This is a genomic window from Paraburkholderia sp. EG287B (assembly GCF_040965595.1).
Classification (GTDB): Bacteria; Pseudomonadota; Gammaproteobacteria; order Burkholderiales; family Burkholderiaceae; genus Paraburkholderia.
The window spans coordinates 76,132-93,526 of sequence record NZ_JBFRCG010000004.1 but is presented as its reverse complement, the minus strand read 5'-3'; the positions used below and the strand labels follow the sequence as shown (position 1 = coordinate 93,526).

Annotated in this window: 21 protein-coding genes and 1 pseudogene; 16 read left to right on the top strand and 6 right to left on the bottom strand. The window is 66.7% G+C overall.

Annotated elements, in window-relative coordinates; genetic code table 11:
• The first annotated feature begins 67 nt into the window (after positions 1-67).
• Complete coding sequence (locus AB4Y40_RS07940) at positions 68-211, top strand: hypothetical protein (protein ID WP_368687204.1); 144 nt, start codon at positions 68-70, stop codon at positions 209-211.
• A gap of 18 nt (positions 212-229) precedes the next feature.
• Positions 230-385 (top strand): annotated as a pseudogene (locus AB4Y40_RS07935) (flagellin N-methylase); the annotation flags it as partial.
• A gap of 83 nt (positions 386-468) precedes the next feature.
• Here AB4Y40_RS07935 and AB4Y40_RS07930 read toward each other — a convergent pair.
• Positions 469-594: a hypothetical protein gene (locus AB4Y40_RS07930; protein ID WP_256094506.1), complete on the bottom strand. Its 126-nt coding sequence runs from the start codon at positions 592-594 to the stop codon at positions 469-471.
• A 320-nt stretch (positions 595-914) separates the two neighbouring features.
• Here AB4Y40_RS07930 and AB4Y40_RS07925 point away from each other — a divergent pair, with 320 nt between their 5' ends.
• Positions 915-1,277 (top strand): DUF4148 domain-containing protein, encoded by a 363-nt coding sequence (locus AB4Y40_RS07925; RefSeq protein ID WP_368687203.1) that lies wholly within the window; start codon positions 915-917, stop codon positions 1,275-1,277.
• A gap of 238 nt (positions 1,278-1,515) precedes the next feature.
• Positions 1,516-2,550, top strand: a complete 1,035-nt coding sequence (locus AB4Y40_RS07920) for a 2-hydroxyacid dehydrogenase (RefSeq protein ID WP_368687202.1) — start codon at positions 1,516-1,518, stop codon at positions 2,548-2,550.
• Positions 2,551-2,633: 83 nt separating this feature from the next.
• On the opposite strand, the gene AB4Y40_RS07915 is transcribed toward AB4Y40_RS07920, so the two are convergent.
• On the bottom strand, positions 2,634-3,056 hold the full coding sequence (locus AB4Y40_RS07915) for an organic hydroperoxide resistance protein (protein ID WP_368687201.1): 423 nt from the start codon (positions 3,054-3,056) through the stop codon (positions 2,634-2,636).
• Positions 3,057-3,096: 40 nt separating this feature from the next.
• Positions 3,097-3,345, bottom strand: a complete 249-nt coding sequence (locus tag AB4Y40_RS07910) for a DUF4148 domain-containing protein (protein ID WP_368604723.1) — start codon at positions 3,343-3,345, stop codon at positions 3,097-3,099.
• Here AB4Y40_RS07910 and AB4Y40_RS07905 point away from each other — a divergent pair.
• From AB4Y40_RS07905 to AB4Y40_RS07890, 4 genes are all read left to right on the top strand, one after another.
• Positions 3,344-3,562, top strand: a complete 219-nt coding sequence (locus tag AB4Y40_RS07905) for a hypothetical protein (RefSeq protein WP_368687200.1) — start codon at positions 3,344-3,346, stop codon at positions 3,560-3,562. The two genes, AB4Y40_RS07910 and AB4Y40_RS07905, sit on opposite strands and share 2 nt — an antisense overlap.
• 193 nt (positions 3,563-3,755) lie before the next feature.
• Positions 3,756-4,799, top strand: a complete 1,044-nt coding sequence (locus AB4Y40_RS07900) for an alpha/beta fold hydrolase (RefSeq protein ID WP_368687199.1) — start codon at positions 3,756-3,758, stop codon at positions 4,797-4,799.
• Between the two features lie 11 nt (positions 4,800-4,810).
• Positions 4,811-5,338, top strand: a complete 528-nt coding sequence (locus AB4Y40_RS07895) for a cytochrome P460 family protein (protein ID WP_368687198.1) — start codon at positions 4,811-4,813, stop codon at positions 5,336-5,338.
• A 75-nt stretch (positions 5,339-5,413) separates the two neighbouring features.
• Positions 5,414-5,821, top strand: a complete 408-nt coding sequence (locus AB4Y40_RS07890) for a GFA family protein (protein WP_368687197.1) — start codon at positions 5,414-5,416, stop codon at positions 5,819-5,821.
• A gap of 5 nt (positions 5,822-5,826) precedes the next feature.
• Here the strand turns inward: AB4Y40_RS07890 and AB4Y40_RS07885 are convergent, their stop codons facing one another.
• Complete coding sequence (locus AB4Y40_RS07885) at positions 5,827-6,270, bottom strand: GFA family protein (protein ID WP_368687196.1); 444 nt, start codon at positions 6,268-6,270, stop codon at positions 5,827-5,829.
• A 47-nt stretch (positions 6,271-6,317) separates the two neighbouring features.
• Here AB4Y40_RS07885 and AB4Y40_RS07880 point away from each other — a divergent pair, with 47 nt between their 5' ends.
• A complete protein-coding gene (locus tag AB4Y40_RS07880; RefSeq protein WP_368687195.1) occupies positions 6,318-7,058 on the top strand; it encodes a class I SAM-dependent methyltransferase in 741 nt (246 codons plus the stop codon).
• Between the two features lie 55 nt (positions 7,059-7,113).
• On the opposite strand, the gene AB4Y40_RS07875 is transcribed toward AB4Y40_RS07880, so the two are convergent.
• On the bottom strand, positions 7,114-7,677 hold the full coding sequence (locus AB4Y40_RS07875) for a thioredoxin family protein (RefSeq protein WP_368687194.1): 564 nt from the start codon (positions 7,675-7,677) through the stop codon (positions 7,114-7,116).
• Between the two features lie 318 nt (positions 7,678-7,995).
• Between AB4Y40_RS07875 and AB4Y40_RS07870 the strand changes: the two genes are divergently transcribed.
• From AB4Y40_RS07870 to AB4Y40_RS07850, 5 genes are all read left to right on the top strand, one after another.
• Positions 7,996-9,828: a cytochrome c biogenesis protein DipZ gene (locus AB4Y40_RS07870; RefSeq protein ID WP_368687193.1), complete on the top strand. Its 1,833-nt coding sequence runs from the start codon at positions 7,996-7,998 to the stop codon at positions 9,826-9,828.
• A gap of 278 nt (positions 9,829-10,106) precedes the next feature.
• Positions 10,107-10,472, top strand: a complete 366-nt coding sequence (locus tag AB4Y40_RS07865) for a DUF4148 domain-containing protein (protein ID WP_368687192.1) — start codon at positions 10,107-10,109, stop codon at positions 10,470-10,472.
• Between the two features lie 51 nt (positions 10,473-10,523).
• Positions 10,524-11,312: an alpha/beta fold hydrolase gene (locus AB4Y40_RS07860; RefSeq protein ID WP_368687191.1), complete on the top strand. Its 789-nt coding sequence runs from the start codon at positions 10,524-10,526 to the stop codon at positions 11,310-11,312.
• 149 nt (positions 11,313-11,461) lie between these two features.
• Positions 11,462-12,658: an MFS transporter gene (locus AB4Y40_RS07855; RefSeq protein WP_368687190.1), complete on the top strand. Its 1,197-nt coding sequence runs from the start codon at positions 11,462-11,464 to the stop codon at positions 12,656-12,658.
• A gap of 43 nt (positions 12,659-12,701) precedes the next feature.
• A complete protein-coding gene (locus tag AB4Y40_RS07850) occupies positions 12,702-14,102 on the top strand; it encodes an amidase family protein (RefSeq protein ID WP_368687189.1) in 1,401 nt (466 codons plus the stop codon).
• Positions 14,103-14,116: 14 nt separating this feature from the next.
• Here the strand turns inward: AB4Y40_RS07850 and AB4Y40_RS07845 are convergent, their stop codons facing one another.
• Entirely contained in the window at positions 14,117-14,563 is a 447-nt protein-coding gene (locus AB4Y40_RS07845; RefSeq protein ID WP_368687188.1) for a winged helix-turn-helix transcriptional regulator, read from the bottom strand.
• A gap of 118 nt (positions 14,564-14,681) precedes the next feature.
• On the opposite strand from AB4Y40_RS07845, the gene AB4Y40_RS07840 reads away from it, so the two are divergent.
• Together AB4Y40_RS07840 and AB4Y40_RS07835 are read left to right on the top strand one after the other, a co-directional pair.
• A complete protein-coding gene (locus AB4Y40_RS07840) occupies positions 14,682-15,941 on the top strand; it encodes an MFS transporter (RefSeq protein ID WP_368687187.1) in 1,260 nt (419 codons plus the stop codon).
• Between the two features lie 33 nt (positions 15,942-15,974).
• On the top strand, positions 15,975-17,330 hold the full coding sequence (locus AB4Y40_RS07835; RefSeq protein ID WP_368687186.1) for an aspartate aminotransferase family protein: 1,356 nt from the start codon (positions 15,975-15,977) through the stop codon (positions 17,328-17,330).
• Positions 17,331-17,395: the final 65 nt, after the last annotated feature.

The window sequence follows — 17,395 nt, the reverse complement described above, 5'->3', positions numbered from 1 at the left end:
CAGGGCGCTGTGGCTAACATCCGGTGGCCGGGGAGGTCGTTGCTATTGCAACTAAATGGCAAGAGGGATGTGGAAGCACGCACGGACCGAGCTTTGCTGCATCGACGCAGCGAACTCCGAAGACGAACAGGGCGTAGCCGCGTACCGCTCGAACGCGGTCGCGCATTTGATGCTCACGCGCTACCAGGATTCGGTGCGGTGGCCATGGTGAAAGCCACGCGCTCACCCCCGGCGGGGTCTGGACGACCGGCCGGTCACGCGGGAACTGCGTGGCTTTGCGCAAGCCTATGACCGCGCACGCGAACTTCTGGCTGCGCCGGGATCACGGCCCGATGCGGCGCGCACGGATGCCTCCCGAATCGAGGCACGGCTGGGCGCCGCATGAAACCCGACCGCTCGATGCGGCCGCGTATTACTTTTCGTCCCTCGTTTGTACGGGCAGGGACGCTTGCTGCAGTCAGGCGCGGTTTAGTACCAGCGGCGCTGAGCTTCTGCGAGCAGTTCGCAGTATTCGAGGTGACGGTTCAGCGCTTCGGCGCCAAGACGACGCAGTGCAGCCAGAACTTGAGTCAGTTTTTCGACGATTGCACCCATGATTTCCTCTTTGCTAGGGTTAGTGCCTAAGGGATAACCCTTATTATAGGGTTTTCAGGGCGGAATGCAAGGCGCGGGGGGCTAAGTGTGCAGTGCAGCAACACTTTCGATTCGCCCCTTTTTGGTGTACTAGCGGGCCCCGCCCACCCGGCCGGGCGCCTTCTTGTATCGCACTGTGTCTGGCCGTCCGCCTGACAAGCGCGCTTGCAAAAACGGGCTCGCGCGCAAACAAGCCAGATACATCGCGGCGTTCAAATGTCTCCTACGCAAGGTTGATACACAACAGTGCGCAACCACTCACCAACGTCAGGAGAAACACCATGAAGCTCGCACACTCGCTCGCCGCCGCCGCTCTTGCTGCCCTCGTTGCCGTTCCCGCGCTCTCGTTCGCACAGTCGAGCCAACCGGTGACCCGCGCCGAAGTGAAGGCCGAACTCGTGCAACTCCAGAAGGCAGGATACAACCCCGCGAGCGACAACACGCAATACCCCGCGAACCTGCAAGCCGCGCTCTCGCGCGTGAGCGCCGAAAGCGGTGCAGCGGCGTCGTCATTCGGTGGCGTAGCCGATGGCGCATCCGCAGCAGGCAGCCGCACGCACGCCCGCGCCGCATCGAACGCGGCCGGTGCCGATGAGGCCGGTCAGGATGTCGTCGGCCTCGGCCCGATCTACGCGCACTCGTAATGCGCGCGGCACCACGCCGCGAAGTTTGCCGCGCACCGGCAGGCTTCGCGGCGTTGCCGCGTCCAGGACCAGCCTCAGCCCCAGCCCACTCGTTCCCGATCCCCCGCCGACCTGCTGTTACCATGTGCTTGCGTGGCTACGCGGCACACGCGAACGCTTTCACGTTCGAGTTCAAGGCGCATCCATGCGCATCACGGCGCCCTTCGCGCCCACACCCCGAAGCTCGCACGAGGTCAACATGCCGGGAACCCAGATCCCCCCTTCCGCTCGGCCGCGCATGATCCTGTTCAGCGCGCGCCAGTACGACGTCGATACGTTCACCGAGGCGAACACCGCTTTCCAGTACGAACTGCACTACCAGGAATCGCATCTCGATGCCGATACCGCCGTGATCGCCGATGGCTACGACGTGGTGTGCCCGTTCGTCAACGATACGGTCGACGCCGCCACGCTCGAGCGCCTCCAGAAGGGCGGCACGCGACTCGTGGCGCTGCGTTCGGCGGGCTTCAATCACGTCGATCTCGGGGCGGCGCAGCGTCGTGGCATCACCGTCGCGAGAGTGCCCGCTTATTCGCCGCATGCGGTGGCCGAGCATGCCGTCGGGCTGATCCTCGCGCTCAACCGCAAGCTGCCGCGCGCCGTGTCGCGCACGCGCGAAGGCGACTTCTCGCTCGCCGGGCTGCTCGGTTTCGACCTTCATGGGAAGACGGCCGGCGTGATCGGCACGGGCATCATCGGCCGGTGTTTTGCGCGCATCATGGCGGGCTTCGGCATGCAGGTGCTCGCCCATGATCCGGGCCCGCCGGCCGCCGACTTGCTGGTGCTCGGCGCGCGCTACGTGCCGCTCGATACGCTGCTTGCGCAGTCCGACGTGGTGAGCCTGCATTGCCCGCTCGTGCCCGCAACCCGTCATCTGATCGACCGTCACGCGCTCGCGAAGATGAAGCGCGGCGCCATGCTTATCAATACCGGCCGCGGCGGGCTCGTGGAAAGCACCGCACTCGTCGATGCGCTCAAGAGCGGCCAGCTGGGACATCTCGGACTCGACGTGTACGAGGAAGAAGGCGGCCTGTTCTTCGAGGACCACTCGGATGCGCCACTGCAGGACGACGTGCTCGCGCGTCTCCTGATGTTTCCGAACGTGATCGTCACATCGCACCAGGCGTTCTTCACGCGCGAGGCGATGAGCGAGATCGCGCAAACGACGCTGCGTAACGTGGAGGCCTGGCGCAACGGCTCGCCCAGCAATCTCGTGGAAGCGCCGCACGGCTGAAGCGCCACGTGCGCGGCGACACGCCAAAGCAAAGCGGGGCGCGCACAAGCCGCCCCGCTTTTTTGCTTCCTGCTGCTACGCGATTACGCCTCGACCACGCTCAGCGTGACGTCGATGTTGCCGCGCGTCGCCTTCGAGTACGGGCAGATCTGGTGTGCCGTTTCGACGATGCGCTGCGCCGTCTCGCGATCGACGCCCGGCAGGGTGACGTTCAGGCGGCCGCGCAGCTTGAAGGCGTCGTCGGCGTTGATGAGGTCGATCTCGGCGTCGACTGCCACGTCGCGCGGCAGCGTCGTGCCGAGCTTCGTGGCGGCGCGGCCCATCGCGCCGATGAAGCACGCCGACCAGCCCGCCGCGAACATCTGCTCCGGGTTCGTGCCCGGCGCGCTCGATCCGGGCGGCGAGAGCTTCACGTCCAGACGCCCGTCGTCGCTGCGTGCCGCGCCATCGCGGCCGCCGGTGGTGTGGGTCTTGCCGGTGTACAGCACTTTTTCTGCCTGACTCATGGTATTTATCTCCTAGGGTTAGCGTCGTTGGGACAATGAATTAGCTGCCGCGGTACAGTTGCTGGATCGCGGCGAGCTGGCCGTCGTGCTGCGCCTGAACCAGTTCCTGGCGAACCTGTGCACGCGTGATCTTTGCGTTGGCCGCATTGCTGGCGGGCATCCATGCCTGGCTTTGCTGAACTGAGGGTTGCGCGGCGACCGACTGAGCGGGCATGGCGGCGAAGGCCGGAGCGGCGGTGAGGACCGCGGCGCTGGCGGCGAAGGCGAGGGCGAGCTTCGAGACGTTCATGACTTTCTCCTTGGAAGGGTTCGGAAATCCGTCCGGTCAACAGCAAGTTCCGGCGTTGATGCATTACAACCACCGGACGTATCTGCCGTGTTTCATGAACGCCGCGTTTTGCAAGGGTATGTGTCTGTCGTCGGCGCTTATACATTGCGATACAAACTCGCCGCTCTTTCAATCCCGCTCGCGCCGCAGCGATCCTGGCACGCCGACGCTTTTTTGATTCGTTTTGTGTACGCGCTCGCAACAGACACATTGGGATACATGGCGCTTTTCCTGCCCGGTTATAAATTCACCGGGGCATTTGCCTGCCGCCGCGAGCGCGATCGACCGGTTGAACGATCTGCTGCCGCCGGCTCATCAACGAGGCCAAGCCGTTCGGGCGCGGCCTGCATGCACAACAAGGAGAAATGGTCATGTCAGATCCCGTCAACGTCCGGCGCCGTCGCCTTCTCGGCACGTCGCTTGCCGGCCTCACGCTCGCGGACTTCGCATTCGGCGGTCTCGCGCACGCACAGTCGGCTGGCGGCACGGAAGGCAACTCGCGCACGGGCAACGGCGTCTCGTTCGGCCCGATCAAGCAGGTCAACGCTGGCTTGCTCAATGTAGGCTACGCCGAAGCGGGTCCGAAGAACGGTCCGGTTGTGATCTTGCTCCACGGCTGGCCGTACGACATCTATAGCTATGTCGAGGTCGCACCGATGCTGGCCGCGTCGGGCTATCGCGTGCTCGTGCCGTATCTGCGCGGCTACGGCAGCACGCGCATTGTCTCGGACGACACGCCGCGCAACGGCCAGCAGGCCGTCACCGCTGTCGATCTGATCGCCTTCATGGACGCCCTGAAGATCGATCAGGCCGTTCTGGGCGGCTACGACTGGGGCGCGCGCACGGCGAACATCGTCGCGGCGCTGTGGCCCGAGCGCGTGAAGGGAATGGTCTCCGTGAGCGGCTATCTGATCGGCAGCCAGGAGGCGAACCGCAAGCCGCTGCCGCCGCAAGCCGAACTGCAGTGGTGGTACCAGTTCTACTTCTCGACCGAGCGCGGCGCGCAGGGCTATGCCGCGAATCGCGACGCGTTCAACAAGCTGATCTGGCAACTCGCCTCGCCGAAGTGGAACTTCGACGACGCGACCTACGAGCGCAGCGCAGCGTCCTTCCAGAATCCGGACCACGTGGCCATCGTGATCTCGAACTACCGCTGGCGCCTCGGGCTCGTGCAGGGCGAGGCGAAGTACGACAGCCTCGAGCAGCGTCTCGCCGCCGCGCCGGCCATCACCGTGCCGACCATCACGCTCGAAGGCGACGCCAACGGCGCGCCGCATCCCGCGCCGGCCGCTTACGCGAAGAAGTTCACGGGCAAGTATCTGCACCGCAATCTCGACGGCGGCATTGGCCACAATCTCCCGCAGGAAGCGCCCAAGGAGTTCGCGCAGGCCATCCTGCAAGTCACGCATCTGTGACGGGGGCCGCGATGCAAGCACGTTTTCTCAGGCATCGCGCGCCCGTCGCGCTCGCCCTGCTCGCGGGTCTCGCGCAGGGGCCTGCCGCATGGGCCCAGCAAGGTACGCAAGCGCCGGGCCAGGCCGCCTCGCCGATCTACGGCGTGACGATTCCGCCCGGCTACCGCAAGTGGGAAATGATCGCGCCGGCCGAGGAGGCCGCGCCGCTCGACGAACTGCGCGTGGTGCTCGGCAATCCGGTTGCGATCAAGGCCATCGAGAATGCGACGCTGCCGTATCCCGACGGCACGATCCTCGTGAAGCTGGCGTACAAGCGTAAGCAGTCCGACGATTTCGGGCCGGCCACGGTGCCGGGCCAGCCCACGACCGTGCAGGTCATGGTGAAGGACTCGCGCCGCTATGCGTCGACGGGCGGCTGGGGGTACGGGCGCTTCATCAACGGCGTGCCGGCCAACGAGGCGCAGCATCAAACCTGTTTTGCGTGCCACGCTTCGAAGGTGAAGGATCGCGACTACGTATTTACGCGTTTCGCGCCTTGACAGGGTGCAGGGGCTCCTGATTCAGGATCGGTGACATAATCCGGCAGTCGTCTTCACACTGATCGGGAGAGCCCCATGCAGCGGACGTACCGTGGAAGTTGCCATTGCCAGTCGGTGAAGTTCGAAGCCCTGATCGATTTCAGCAAGGGCACGGGAAAATGCAACTGCAGCTTCTGCGGAAAATTGCGCCTCTGGCTCGTCCAGGTTCGCCCGGAAGCTTTCGTTCTGCTCTCGGGCGAAAGCGAACTCACGCATTACGAAGGGAGCAACCCGGTGGCGCATCATCCGTTCTGCAAACACTGCGGCGTGCATGTATTCGATCGCGTCGATATGCCGAATGGAACGGGCTACCCCTATATCAACGTGAATATCATGTGCATCGACGACTTCGACCTGAACGAAGCCCTCGACGCACCAATGTACTATGCCAACGGTCTCGCGAATGACTGGGGCAATCCGCCTCGGGAAACGCGGCATCTCTGAGTGTTTCAGGGCGCTCGTCCCGTATGTTGGGCAACGCTGGGCCCGCGGGCGTCCAGTTGATGCCGTTCACACGTGAACTGTACGAATTCGGCGTGGAATCGTGAGGGTTCATCGAGCGTGCCGGCGTAGATCGTCACGATATCCGGCGCATGCTGCGGTGTGCCAAAGAGCAGGCTGCTGCAATGTGCACAAAAATTTCGCGTAGTCGGCATGCCGCTGCCGCCGGTCATCGTGTAAGACCGGATTTCGCCTTCGAACGAGAATTCATCCGCGCTCACGACGACCACCGGCAACCCGGCCGATCCTGAAGCGCGCTGACAATCACGGCAGTGACAAACGAGCTGCGCGAGCGCTCCGCCGCGCGCGTTGTATTGCACCGCGCCGCACAGGCAGCGGCCTTTCCAGTCCGTCGACATCGGTCTTCTCCCTTTATGCGGGTACGTGCGCATGTTACGCGTATAGTCGGTTGCTTCGCTCGCGATCTCGAAGGGAAAACATGGCGCAGAATATTTACGATGATCCGGATTTCCTCGCAGGCTACAGCCAGCTCCCGCGCCAGCTGCTGGGGCTCGAAGGCGCGCCCGAATGGCCGGCAGTTCGCGCGCTGCTGCCGGATTTGCGCGGCAAACGCGTGGCCGATCTGGGATGCGGCTTCGGCTGGGCATCACGCTGGATGCGCGAGCAGGGCGCGGCCTCGGTGCTCGGCATCGACATTTCGCAGCGCATGATTGCGCGCGCGAGGGCAGATACGGCGGACCCCGCCATCGAGTACCGGATCGGCGATCTCGACACGCTGAGCCTGCCCGGCGAGGCGTTCGACCTCGTGTACAGCGCGCTGGCCTTTCATTACGTCGCCGATTTCGGCCGCCTCGTGCGCACCCTTCGCGGCGCGCTCGCAGGCGCCGGCCAACTGGTCTTCACGATCGAGCATCCGGTGTACATGGCGGCGGCGAACCCGCACTGGATCAGTGGCGAGGCGGGCGACCAGCAGGGCCGCAAGACCTGGCCTGTCAACGGCTACGCCATGGAGGGCGAGCGCCGCACCGACTGGTTCGTCAAGGGCGTGCTGAAATACCATCGCACGCTGGGCACCACGCTGAACACGCTGATCGACGCGGGTTTCCATATTCAGCGCGTGAATGAATTCGCGCCGACGCCCGGGCAGATTCAGCAAACGCCCGCATTGGCGGAGGAACTCGAACGTCCGATGCTGCTGCTGGTTTCGGCGAATACGTAGCGTAGCGCCTTGAGAGCGCCGCCGCCCCGCAAGCCGGAGCGGTGGCGCCAGCCGATCATCCCTGCTTGCCCTGAATGCCCAGCAGATCGCGGACTTTCTGCTCGGTCTGCGCGTAGTCGCCCTCGCCGAAGTGGGTATAAACGAGCTTGCCGTTCTGGTCGATGAGGTAGACCGCCGGCCAGTACTGGTTGCCGTAGGCATTCCACGTCGCGTAACCGTTGTCCTGCGCGACCGGATACGTAATGCCGTATTGCTTGATGGCCTTCTGCAGGTTGCCGGTGTCGCGCTCGAACGAATACTCGGGCGTATGCACGCCGACCACCACGAGACCCTTGTCGCGATAGCGCGCGTCCAGCTCCTTGATGTGCGGGATAGTGTGCGCGCAGTTGATGCAGTCGAAGGTCCAGAAGTCGACGAGCACGACCTTGCCTTGCAGCTGTTTCAGGTCGAGCGGCGGGCTGTTGAGCCAGTTGTTGATGCCGGTGAAGTTGGGCGCCTGCGCGCCAGTCTGCAGCGCGGCCGAGCCGCCCGACGGCGCTTCGCCCGAAGCGTACGCGGCGAGCCCGGCGGTGGCGGCGAGGCCGATGGCGACAGCGGCAATCTTGAGACGAGAGATCATGAGGGTTCTCCTTGTGTGGACGACGAGCGTATTGGAACGCTCCCGCGTATCTGGCTCGTGTCCCGTTGGCGGCACTGTTGAAACGTAGTGTGTCGCCGCCGGGGCGCGATACGTAGCGATACAAATCGTCCACTGCGCGTGCCCAGCCTCGCGCGTGCCGCGGCACGCCGCGCGCGTGTTTGTATCGCTTTGTATCCAGCCGCTTTCGCGATACATGACGATGCACGACGCCCGCGTTCCAGACATTCCCCGGATACATGCCCGCGCTGAAATACGCCACATGGCAAGTCCGCCGACATTCGTCTGGAGACCGAACTCATGTTACTCATCGTCATCGCATTCGTGGGCGGTGCGTTCACCGTCCTGAGCCCCTGCATCCTGCCGGTCGTGCCGTTCGTGTTCGCGCGTTCCGAAGAACCTTTTCTGACTGGCCGGCTACCCATGCTGCTCGGCCTTGCGCTCACCTTCGCGCTGCTCACGGGGCTCGGCGCCGCCGGCCTGAACGGCGCGGCGCAGCTGAGCGAGTACGGCCGCTGGGTCGCGCTCGGGCTCTTCGCGCTGTTCGGCGCGGCGCTGCTCTTTCCCGCGCTCGCCACGCGCCTTTCCGGCCCGCTCGCGGCGCTCGCCGACCGCTTCATGGCGCGCTCGCAGGACGACGGGGCGTCGCGCCGCATCGGCTCCGCCGTGCTGCTCGGCGCCGCCACGGGCCTGCTGTGGGCGCCGTGCGCCGGGCCGATCCTCGGTCTCATCATCACCGGCGCGGCCCGCCACGGCGTGACCTGGCTGACCTGGGCCGCGCTCGCGGCCTACGCGGTGGGCGCCGCCAGTTCGCTCGCGGTGGTGGCGGGCCTCGGCCATCGCGCGATGGCCGCGCTCAAGCGCTCGCTCGGCGTGGGCGAGCATGTGCGGCGTGCGATGGGTGCGCTCGTGCTGCTCACGGTCGGCGCGATCGCACTGGGCGTGGATACGCGCCTGCTGGCGCTGGTGCCGGGCGCGCCGACCAATGGCGTGGAGGCACGCCTCGTCGACTTGCTTGCGAGCCCCGCTACGGCACGGCAAGCGCCGCGCGCGGAGCCGACGCGTCAGGAGGAGCGGCAAGCCCAGGCGCGTCCAGCGGTGCAGGACGAATCAGCGGCTCACATCGTGCGCGTGTCGATGCCGGCCCCGGCGCCCGCCGTCGATCTTCCGGTGGAAGGCCGTCTGCCCGCGCTCGACGGCGCGAACGCGTGGCTCAACTCCGCGCCGCTCACGCCCGACGCGCTGCGCGGCAAGGTCGTGCTGGTCAACTTCTGGACCTATTCGTGCATCAACTGCCTGCGAACCCTGCCGTATCTGAAGACGTGGGCCGACCGCTACCGTAACGACGGCCTCGTCGTAATCGGCGTGCACACGCCGGAGTTCGGCTTCGAGCATGACACGGGCAACGTCAAGCGCGCGCTGACCAATCTGGACATCCGCTATCCCGTTGCCGTGGACAGCGACTACCGCATCTGGAACGCCTTCGGCAACCAGTACTGGCCGGCGTTCTATCTCGTCGATGCCCAGGGCCGCGTGCGCTATCACCACTTCGGCGAAGGCGATTACGCGCAGGCCGAGCAGGCGATCCAGCAACTGCTGGCCGATAACGGCCGCGCCACGGCTGCGGCCACGCCGAAAGCACCGCAGGCGAGCGGCGCGCTGGCGCCCGCGGATCCGCGCGACATCGGCTCGGGCGAGACGTACGTGGGGTATCGCGAGGCGCAGGGCAATGCGAACGCGCAGCGCGTGCAGGCCGATACTGCTGCCGCGTACACGTTGCCGGGGCAGCTCGACTTGAACCAGTGGGCGTTCGGCGGGCAGTGGAACGTGGGCGCCGAGTCCGCCGTGGCGAGTGCGCCGCAGGCGAGCATTGCCTATCGCTTCCATGCGCGCGACCTGCATCTGGTGCTCGCGCCCAGCGCCGACGGCAAGCCCGTGCGCTTTCGCATCAGCATCGACGGCGCGCCGCCGGGCGCCGCGCACGGCGCCGACGTCGCAGCGGACGGCAGCGGCGTCGCCACGAGCGCGCGCCTGTATCAGCTCGTGCGGCAGTCCGGCCGCATTGGAGATCACACCTTCGAGATCCGCTTTCTCGACCCGGGCGCGCAAGTCTACAGCTTCACGTTCGGCTGATACGCGACGCGCTATGCCATGCCGCGCCGCCGTGCCCTCGCGGGCCGGCGGCGTTTTGCGTTACGGCCCGCGCCGCGCATCGCGGCGGGCTTTTTGTAGCGCAATGTATCTGCGCGCAATTCGGACACGTTGATATGCAAACCGCGCCCCAAATGGAAACACGGCAGATACATCCGGACGTTCAAATACACCTACGCCAGCTCGATACACCCCTCGCGCTGAACCGAACCCGGTTTGAACCCGATCGCTGTCTACCTCATTGATCTTTGGAGAACGTCATGAAAGCCCTCAAGCTCCTCGCCCTTGCAGCTCTTGCCGCCGCCCCGGTTCTCTCGTTCGCCCAGTCGAACGAGCCCGTCACCCGTGCGCAGGTGCGCGCCGAACTCGTGCAGCTGCAGAAAGCCGGCTACAACCCGGCCGCCGACGAAACCCAATACCCGCGCAACATCCAGGCAGCGCTGGCGCGCGTGGAAGCCACCCAGGTCGCGCAACAAGCCGCTTCGTCGTCGTATGGCGGTGTGGCGGACGGGGCGTCCGATGCGTCCGCTCCGCGCAAGCCGCATCACGCCATGAACGGCACGAAGGCCGCGCGCGCCGCCCAGGACGATATCCCCGGCCTCGGCCCGATCTACGCGCATTCGTAATCCGCCTTTCCCGACCCACCGAACGACCCGATAAGAGAAGAGAGAAAAACGATGGCTTCGATCAAGCAGATTTTCACGTCCGTGGCGCTCCTCGGCGGCCTGTTCGCGCTGCAGGCGGCGCATGCCGCGCCGCCGCAGGACCTGAAAGGCACCAACGTCGTGCTGGTGCACGGCGCGTTCGCCGACGGCTCCAGCTGGAACCGCGTGATTCCGTTGCTCGAGGCGCGCGGCCTGCACGTCGTGGCCGTGCAGAACCCGCTCAGCTCGCTCGCCGACGACACGGCCGCAACGAAGCGCGTGATCGAGCAGCAGAAGGGCCCGGTGGTGCTGGTCGGCCACTCGTGGGCGGGTGTCGTGATCAGCGAAGCGGGCAACGACGAGAAGGTGAAGTCGCTCGTGTACGTGGCGGCCTTCGCGCCCGACAACGGCCAGTCGATCGCCGATATCACCCAGGGCCAGCCGGACGCGCCCTGGGCGAGCGAACTGCGCAAGGACTCGGCGGGCTACCTGACGCTCTCCGACAAGGCGATCGGCGAGGACTTTGCGCCCGACCTGCCTCCCGTGCAGCAACGCATCGTGGCGGCCACCCAGGGCCCGTGGTTCAGCGGCGCGCTCTCGCAGAAGGTCACGCAGGCCGCGTGGCACGACAAGCCTTCGTATTTCGTCGTGACGGCGCGCGACCGCATGATCGACCCCGCGCTGCAGGAATCGATGGCGAAGCATATCGGCGCAAAGGTGACGCGCGTGAACGGCAGTCACGTCTCGATGCTGAGCCAGCCGAAAGCCGTGGCCGACGCGATCATCGACGCGGCGGAGCACGCGCAGCAGGACGCAAAGTAACCGGCCCGCGCCAGCCGTGCGGTGGAGGCGCTTCCACCCGCGCGGCAGCTAGCCTGCCACCGACATCGCACCCGAGGAGCACCTGAATGCAGCGCTGGGTACAGGGACTGATAATCTGCACACTTCCGTCATCGTCCGGAATTTCCGCCGTGCGCCCATTCAGTGCTCTCATCATGCTTGTCGGCGTCCTGCTCGCATCGGCAGGCTATGGCGCGACGTTCCTGTTTTCCATGCACGTGCGCGCCATCGGCGGGAACGACATCAACACCGGCGTGGCGCTCGCGGGCGCCGCGCTCGGCACCTTCGTGGGCGTCTCGCTCACGGGCTGGGTTGCCCAGCATGTGGGCGCGGCGCGCATGGCCGCGCTCGCGGCGCTCTGCGTGGGTGCGGGCGTGGTGAGCTTCGCGCTCGTCGAGCACGTGAGCAGCTTCGACGTCGTGCCCGGCTTCCTCGTGGGCTTCGGCTGGGGCGCGTTCTGCCTCGCCGCGCCCATGGCGCTTGCCGAGCGTACCAACGACGCCGAGCGCGGTCTCTGGTTCCTGCGCTTCGCCACCATGCAGATGACGGGCATCGGCGCCAGTCCGGCGCTCGCGGGCTTTGCGATCCGCTTCTGGCGCATGCCGCTTGGCGGCGTGCTCTACACGATCGGCGGCCTGTGCGTGCTGGCGGCCGTCCTGCTCGAACTGTTCGGCCGGCTCGCGCCGCACGTGCGCGCCGCTTCCACTGCCACGACGCAGGAGCCGGCCTCGCCGGACCCGTGGCTCCTGAAGATGGGCGTGATCGCCCGAACGCGCGCGGTGTATCCCATCGTCATCATCGCGCTGGGCGGCTGCGTGTTCTCGGGCCTCATGACGTTCCAGATGTCGCTCGTGCAAGGCACCGAGGCGAAGGCGACGACCTTCTTCAGCGTCTACACGGTGACGGTCATCGCCACGCGCTGGCTGCTCTCGCGCGTGGTCATCAAGATGCGCTCCGAAACCGCGACGAAAGTGCTGCTCATCATGATGGTGATGGGCAGCGCGGCGATGTTCGTCGTGCCGTTTCACGTGTTGTTCCAATCGGCGGCCGCGGTGCTGCTGGGCACCGGGTACGGGCTCGCTTACCCGATCGTCCAGCTCCAGGCCGTCAACGACTCCGTTGCCGCGCACCGCCGCGCCGCGCTGACGTGGTTCGTCGCGGCGTACTTCGTCGGCGCGTTCGGGTTTCCGACCGTCGGCGGCTGGGTGCTGGTGCACGGCGGCCGCGCGGCGCTGCTCGCGCTCATTGCGGCGTGCGGACTCGCGGCGCTCGCGCTGGCGGTTCTGCGCGACCGGCGGCGTGTCGAGACCTTATCGGCCAGCGCCTGAACAGGCCTGGCCATTCCCAATTTGCCAACGAACCGGAGGGATCGTGACTGAACTATGGCGTTTAACTGCAACTGAACTCGCCAGGCGGGTTCGCGCGCGCGAGGTGTCGGCACGCGAGGCCGCGAAGGCCGCGCTCGAGCGGCTCGAAGCCGTCAATCCGCTCATCAACGCGGTGATCGACTATCGGCCCGAATGGGTCTTTGACCAGGCCGACAGGATCGACGCGGCGATTGCGCGCGGCGAAGACCCGGGGCCGCTCGCGGGCGTGCCCGTGACCACGAAGATCAACATCGACCAGGCGGGCTTCGCGACGACCAACGGCACGCGGCTGCAAAAGGATCTGATCGCGCAGGTGAACAGCCCCGCCATCGAGAACCTCGTGCGCGCGGGCGCGGTGCTGCTCGGCCGCACCAATTCGCCGACCTTCGCGCTGCGCTGGTTCACGAGCAACCAGGTCCACGGGCATACGAAGAACCCGCGCAACGCGTCGCTCACGCCGGGCGGTTCGAGCGGCGGCGCGGCGGCGGCGGTCACGGCCGGCATCGGGCATATCGCGCTCGGCACCGACATTGGCGGCTCGGTGCGCTACCCGGCCTATGCGTGCGGCGTGCACGGTTTGCGGCCCAGCATCGGGCGGGTGCCGGCGTTCAACGCGTCGTCGCCCGAGCGGCCGATCGGCGCGCAGATGATGTCGGGCGCGGGCCCGATGGCGCGTACGGTCGAGGACCTGCGCCTGGCGCTCGCGGCGCTTGCCGCGCCCGACCTGCGCGACCCCTGGTGGGCACCGGCGCCGCTCATCGGGCCCGATGTGCCGCGGCGCGCGGCGCTCTGCCTGCGCCCGGGCGGCATGAGCATCACGAAGGAGGTGGAGGACGCCTTGCTCGACGCCGGCCGCCGGCTCGCCGAGGCGGGCTGGACGGTCGAGCAGATCGACGACGTGCCGCTCCTGCGTGACGCCGGCGAAGTGCAGGAACGCCTGTGGCTCGGCGACGGCTTCCCGGCCCTCGCCGACGCCGTGGCCCGCGACGGCGACCCGGGCGCGCAGGCGGTGGTGGACGGCGTGCGCGCCAAGGTCGCGGCGATGCCCGAGAACGTGGTGGTCCCGTCGCTGGTGCGCCGCACGACGCTCACGCGCGCATGGCGCTTGTTCCTTGCGGACTATCCCGTGCTGCTGCTGCCGGTTTCGGGCGAACTGCCGTTCCCCGACAACCTCGACATGCAGGGCGCGGCAGGATTCCAGCGCGTGTGGGACGCCCAGCTGACCATGCGCGCATTGCCCGCGATGGGCCTACCGGGACTCGTCGTCTCGACGGGCATGGTGAAGGACGTGCCGGTTGGCGTGCAGATCGTCGCCGGGCACTTCCGCGAAGACCTGTGTCTGCTGGCGGGCCAGGCCATCGAGGAACGCGGCGCGCCGCCTTCGCCGATCGACCCCGCCATGTAAGTCGGGGGCGGGCGTTATGCGGGCTTCTTGACCACGGTGTCGTGAGGGGTGAGCGCCTGCCCCTCACGGGTCTGCGGAAACATCGAAAGCAACGGCTTGCCCGTTGCTTTGTCGATCAACCACGAATGCCGTTCGCCGCGCTCGAACAAATGGCGCTCGCCCCACTGCTGAAGCGCGACGATGATGGGGAAGAGGCTTTCCCCTTTCTTCGTTAGCACGTACTCCTGATAGGTCGTGCCGTCGGAGGCAGGCCGGGTTTCGAGAATGCCGGCCTCGACGAGATGGCTCAAGCGGCCGGACAGGATATTGCGCGCCACGCCCAGATTGCGCTGAATGTCACCGAAGCGGTAGATGCCGTCGAAGACGTCGCGCAGGATCATCAGCGACCACCGGTCGCCGATCACGTCGACCGAGCGCGCGACGGGGCAGGTCTCCTTCTGCATGGATTTGCGGCTTGCCATGACGACTCCCTCTTATGCCAGTCCAGATTGACGCAATGCGTTCGCCTCACGTAGTTGCATTTTAAAACCAGTCGACATACCATTCAATCAGTTTTGTTTTGAAACTGGATTGAAGATCATGGAAGCGGATCCCGTTGCGCTTGCACCGCCGGCCCGCGGCGCTCCCGTGCGGCCGCACGCGCCGTTGCCGCGTGGCATCGTACTGCTGTTCGCCGTGGCCAGCGGTTTGAGCGTCGCCAATGTCTACTATGCGCAGCCCTTGCTGGACGCCTTGGCGCGCGATTTCGGCATTACCCGCGCCGCGATTGGCGGCGTGGTCACGGCGACACAGACCGGTTGCGCGCTGGCGTTGCTGCTGCTCGTGCCGTTGGGCGACAGGGTGGAGCGCCGCCGCCTGATGATCGCGCAACTGCTGGCGCTGGTGGCCGCGCTGGGCGTGGTCGGTCTCGCGCGATCAGTCGCGGTGCTGCTGGCTGGCATGCTGGGTGTAGGCATGCTGGGCACGGCCATGACGCAGGGTTTGATCGCCTATGCGGCCGCCGCCGCCGCGCCCGACGAGCGCGGGCGCGTGGTGGGCGCAGCGGGCAGTGGCGTGTTCATCGGCCTGCTGCTGGCTCGCGTGTTCTCCGGCGGCGTGAGCGATCTCGCCGGTTGCCGCGGCGTGTATGGCTGTTCCGCCGCCGTCATGCTCGCGCTTGCCGTGCCGTTGTGGCGCCGGCTGCCGAAACTGGCGCGCGGCGCGCTAGATACGATGAGCTATGTCCAGCTGATCATCTCGATGTTCGCGTTGCTGCGCTCGGATCGCGTGCTGCAGACGCGCGGCGCGCTCGCGCTGCTGATGTTCGCGACCCTCAATATCTTCTGGAGCGCATTGGTGCTGCCGTTGAGTGCGCCGCCCTACAATTTCTCTCATACGGCGATCGGGGCCTTCGGCATCGCCGGGGCGACGGGCGCACTGGCCGCCGCGCGCGCGGGCCACTGGGCCGACCGGGGTTGGGGCCAGCGCACCAGCGCTGCCGCGCTGGCGCTCCTGTTGCTGGCGTGGTGGCCGCTCTCGATGCTGGGACACTCGCTATGGATGCTGCTGGTCGGCATCGTGCTGCTCGATCTCGGCGGCCAGGCGCTGCACGTGACCAATCAAAGCCTGATTTTTCGCAGCGATGCGCAACTGCATAGCCGTCTCGTGAGTCTTTACATGCTGTTCTACGCGGTTGGCAGCGGGCTTGGCGCGATCGGCACGACGGCGACGTATGCCGTGGCGGGCTGGCATGGCGTGTGTATGCTGGGCGCGGCCACGAGTTTGCTGGCGCTCGTGTTCTGGACACTCACAGTGCGCAGCATGCCGCGCGCGGCCTCGTGCGCCTGCACATCGAATTGAAGCTTGAATGGAAACCCGAACCGGGAGACATGGATGGATGAACTGAAACTGCTGGCGGATGCCGACGCGCGCGGCCTGCGCTACCTCGAAGGCAACGCCACGCGGCGCGTTTTCCCCTCGAACGAAGCCATTGCGGCGCTCGGTGCGTTCGACGAACCGCTGCCCGCAAGCGGATTACCCGCCGAAGACACGCTGTCCCTGCTCGACCGCGTAGGCTCGCCGGCGACTACGGCTTCAAACGGCCCGCGCTATTTCGGCTTCGTGATCGGCGCGGCGTTGCCCGCGGCGGCCGCGGTGGAGCGGCTCATGCTGGCGTGGGACCAGTGCGCCTCGACGTTCGACAACTCGCCGGTCGCGGCCACGGTGGAACGCATCGCCGGCCGCTGGGTGCTCGAAGCACTCGACCTGCCGCGTGAGAGCGCCGTGGGCTTCGGCACCAGCGCCACCGCGTGCACGCTCGGCGCACTCGCCACGGCCCGGCGCGCGCTGCTGGCACGGCAAGGCTGGGACTTCGACCGCCAGGGGCTGATGGGCGCGCCCGAGATCAAGGTCGTGATCTCGGAACTCGCTCACATCACGGTGAAGAAGGCGCTGCGCATTCTGGGCTTCGGGCTGGATCGCATCGTCTACGCGGCCGTCGATGCTCATGGCTGCGTGGATGCGGCGCGACTCCCGCCGCTCGACGACCGTACGATCCTGTGCCTGCAGGCCGGCGAGGTGAATACCGGCGAATTCGACCCGTTTGCGCCGATCATCGCGCGTGCGCGGGCGGCCGGCGCGTGGGTGCATGTCGATGGCGCGTTCGGCCTGTGGGCGCGGACCTCGTCACTGGCTGCGCTGACCGAAGGCATCGAAGGGGCCGATAGCTGGACGACCGATGCGCACAAGTGGCTCAACACGCCGTACGACTGCGCCATGGTCATTTGCCGCGATGCAACGGCGCTGGCCGAGGCGATGAACAGCGACGCGGCGTATTTGTCCGCGAGCGCCGACGCGCAGAAGAACCTCACGCTGGAATTTTCGCGCCGCGCGCGCGGCATTCCCGTGTGGGCGGCGCTGCGCACGCTCGGACGCGGCGGTGTCGCGGCCATGGTCGAGCGCCATCACGCGCAGGCGCAACGCATCGGCGCGGAACTCGGGCGGCTGGGCTACGAGGTGCTCAACCGGGTCGTGCTGAACCAGGTGCTGTTCCGCTGCGCAACGGATGCGCAGACGCAGGCGCTGCGCAGCGCCGTGCAGGCCTCCGGCAAAACGTGGTTCGGCGGCACGATCTGGCAAGGGCGGCCTGCGTTGCGGATCAGCGTGTCGTCGTGGCGCACGCGGGATGAAGACATCGAAGCGCTCGTGCAACTGCTGGCATCGTTGCGCGGCGATTCGCGTGCGCCGTAGCCAACATCGGTGACAACGTTGCGCGCACAGCGAAAGAGGCGGTATGGCCGCGCACGGCTCATGAC

What these genes read in the sequence shown, in the direction of transcription:
- AB4Y40_RS07940 (WP_368687204.1), top strand. Translation starts at nt 68, where the DNA reads ATGTGGAAGCACGCACGGACCGAGCTTTGCTGCATCGACGCAGCGAAC.
- AB4Y40_RS07930 (WP_256094506.1), bottom strand. Translation starts at nt 594, where the DNA reads ATGGGTGCAATCGTCGAAAAACTGACTCAAGTTCTGGCTGCACTGCGT.
- AB4Y40_RS07925 (WP_368687203.1), top strand. Translation starts at nt 915, where the DNA reads ATGAAGCTCGCACACTCGCTCGCCGCCGCCGCTCTTGCTGCCCTCGTT.
- AB4Y40_RS07920 (WP_368687202.1), top strand. Translation starts at nt 1,516, where the DNA reads ATGCCGGGAACCCAGATCCCCCCTTCCGCTCGGCCGCGCATGATCCTG.
- AB4Y40_RS07915 (WP_368687201.1), bottom strand. Translation starts at nt 3,056, where the DNA reads ATGAGTCAGGCAGAAAAAGTGCTGTACACCGGCAAGACCCACACCACC.
- AB4Y40_RS07905 (WP_368687200.1), top strand. Translation starts at nt 3,344, where the DNA reads ATGACTTTCTCCTTGGAAGGGTTCGGAAATCCGTCCGGTCAACAGCAA.
- AB4Y40_RS07910 (WP_368604723.1), bottom strand. Translation starts at nt 3,345, where the DNA reads ATGAACGTCTCGAAGCTCGCCCTCGCCTTCGCCGCCAGCGCCGCGGTC.
- AB4Y40_RS07900 (WP_368687199.1), top strand. Translation starts at nt 3,756, where the DNA reads ATGTCAGATCCCGTCAACGTCCGGCGCCGTCGCCTTCTCGGCACGTCG.
- AB4Y40_RS07895 (WP_368687198.1), top strand. Translation starts at nt 4,811, where the DNA reads ATGCAAGCACGTTTTCTCAGGCATCGCGCGCCCGTCGCGCTCGCCCTG.
- AB4Y40_RS07890 (WP_368687197.1), top strand. Translation starts at nt 5,414, where the DNA reads ATGCAGCGGACGTACCGTGGAAGTTGCCATTGCCAGTCGGTGAAGTTC.
- AB4Y40_RS07885 (WP_368687196.1), bottom strand. Translation starts at nt 6,270, where the DNA reads ATGCGCACGTACCCGCATAAAGGGAGAAGACCGATGTCGACGGACTGG.
- AB4Y40_RS07880 (WP_368687195.1), top strand. Translation starts at nt 6,318, where the DNA reads ATGGCGCAGAATATTTACGATGATCCGGATTTCCTCGCAGGCTACAGC.
- AB4Y40_RS07875 (WP_368687194.1), bottom strand. Translation starts at nt 7,677, where the DNA reads ATGATCTCTCGTCTCAAGATTGCCGCTGTCGCCATCGGCCTCGCCGCC.
- AB4Y40_RS07870 (WP_368687193.1), top strand. Translation starts at nt 7,996, where the DNA reads ATGTTACTCATCGTCATCGCATTCGTGGGCGGTGCGTTCACCGTCCTG.
- AB4Y40_RS07865 (WP_368687192.1), top strand. Translation starts at nt 10,107, where the DNA reads ATGAAAGCCCTCAAGCTCCTCGCCCTTGCAGCTCTTGCCGCCGCCCCG.
- AB4Y40_RS07860 (WP_368687191.1), top strand. Translation starts at nt 10,524, where the DNA reads ATGGCTTCGATCAAGCAGATTTTCACGTCCGTGGCGCTCCTCGGCGGC.
- AB4Y40_RS07845 (WP_368687188.1), bottom strand. Translation starts at nt 14,563, where the DNA reads ATGGCAAGCCGCAAATCCATGCAGAAGGAGACCTGCCCCGTCGCGCGC.
- AB4Y40_RS07840 (WP_368687187.1), top strand. Translation starts at nt 14,682, where the DNA reads ATGGAAGCGGATCCCGTTGCGCTTGCACCGCCGGCCCGCGGCGCTCCC.
- AB4Y40_RS07835 (WP_368687186.1), top strand. Translation starts at nt 15,975, where the DNA reads ATGGATGAACTGAAACTGCTGGCGGATGCCGACGCGCGCGGCCTGCGC.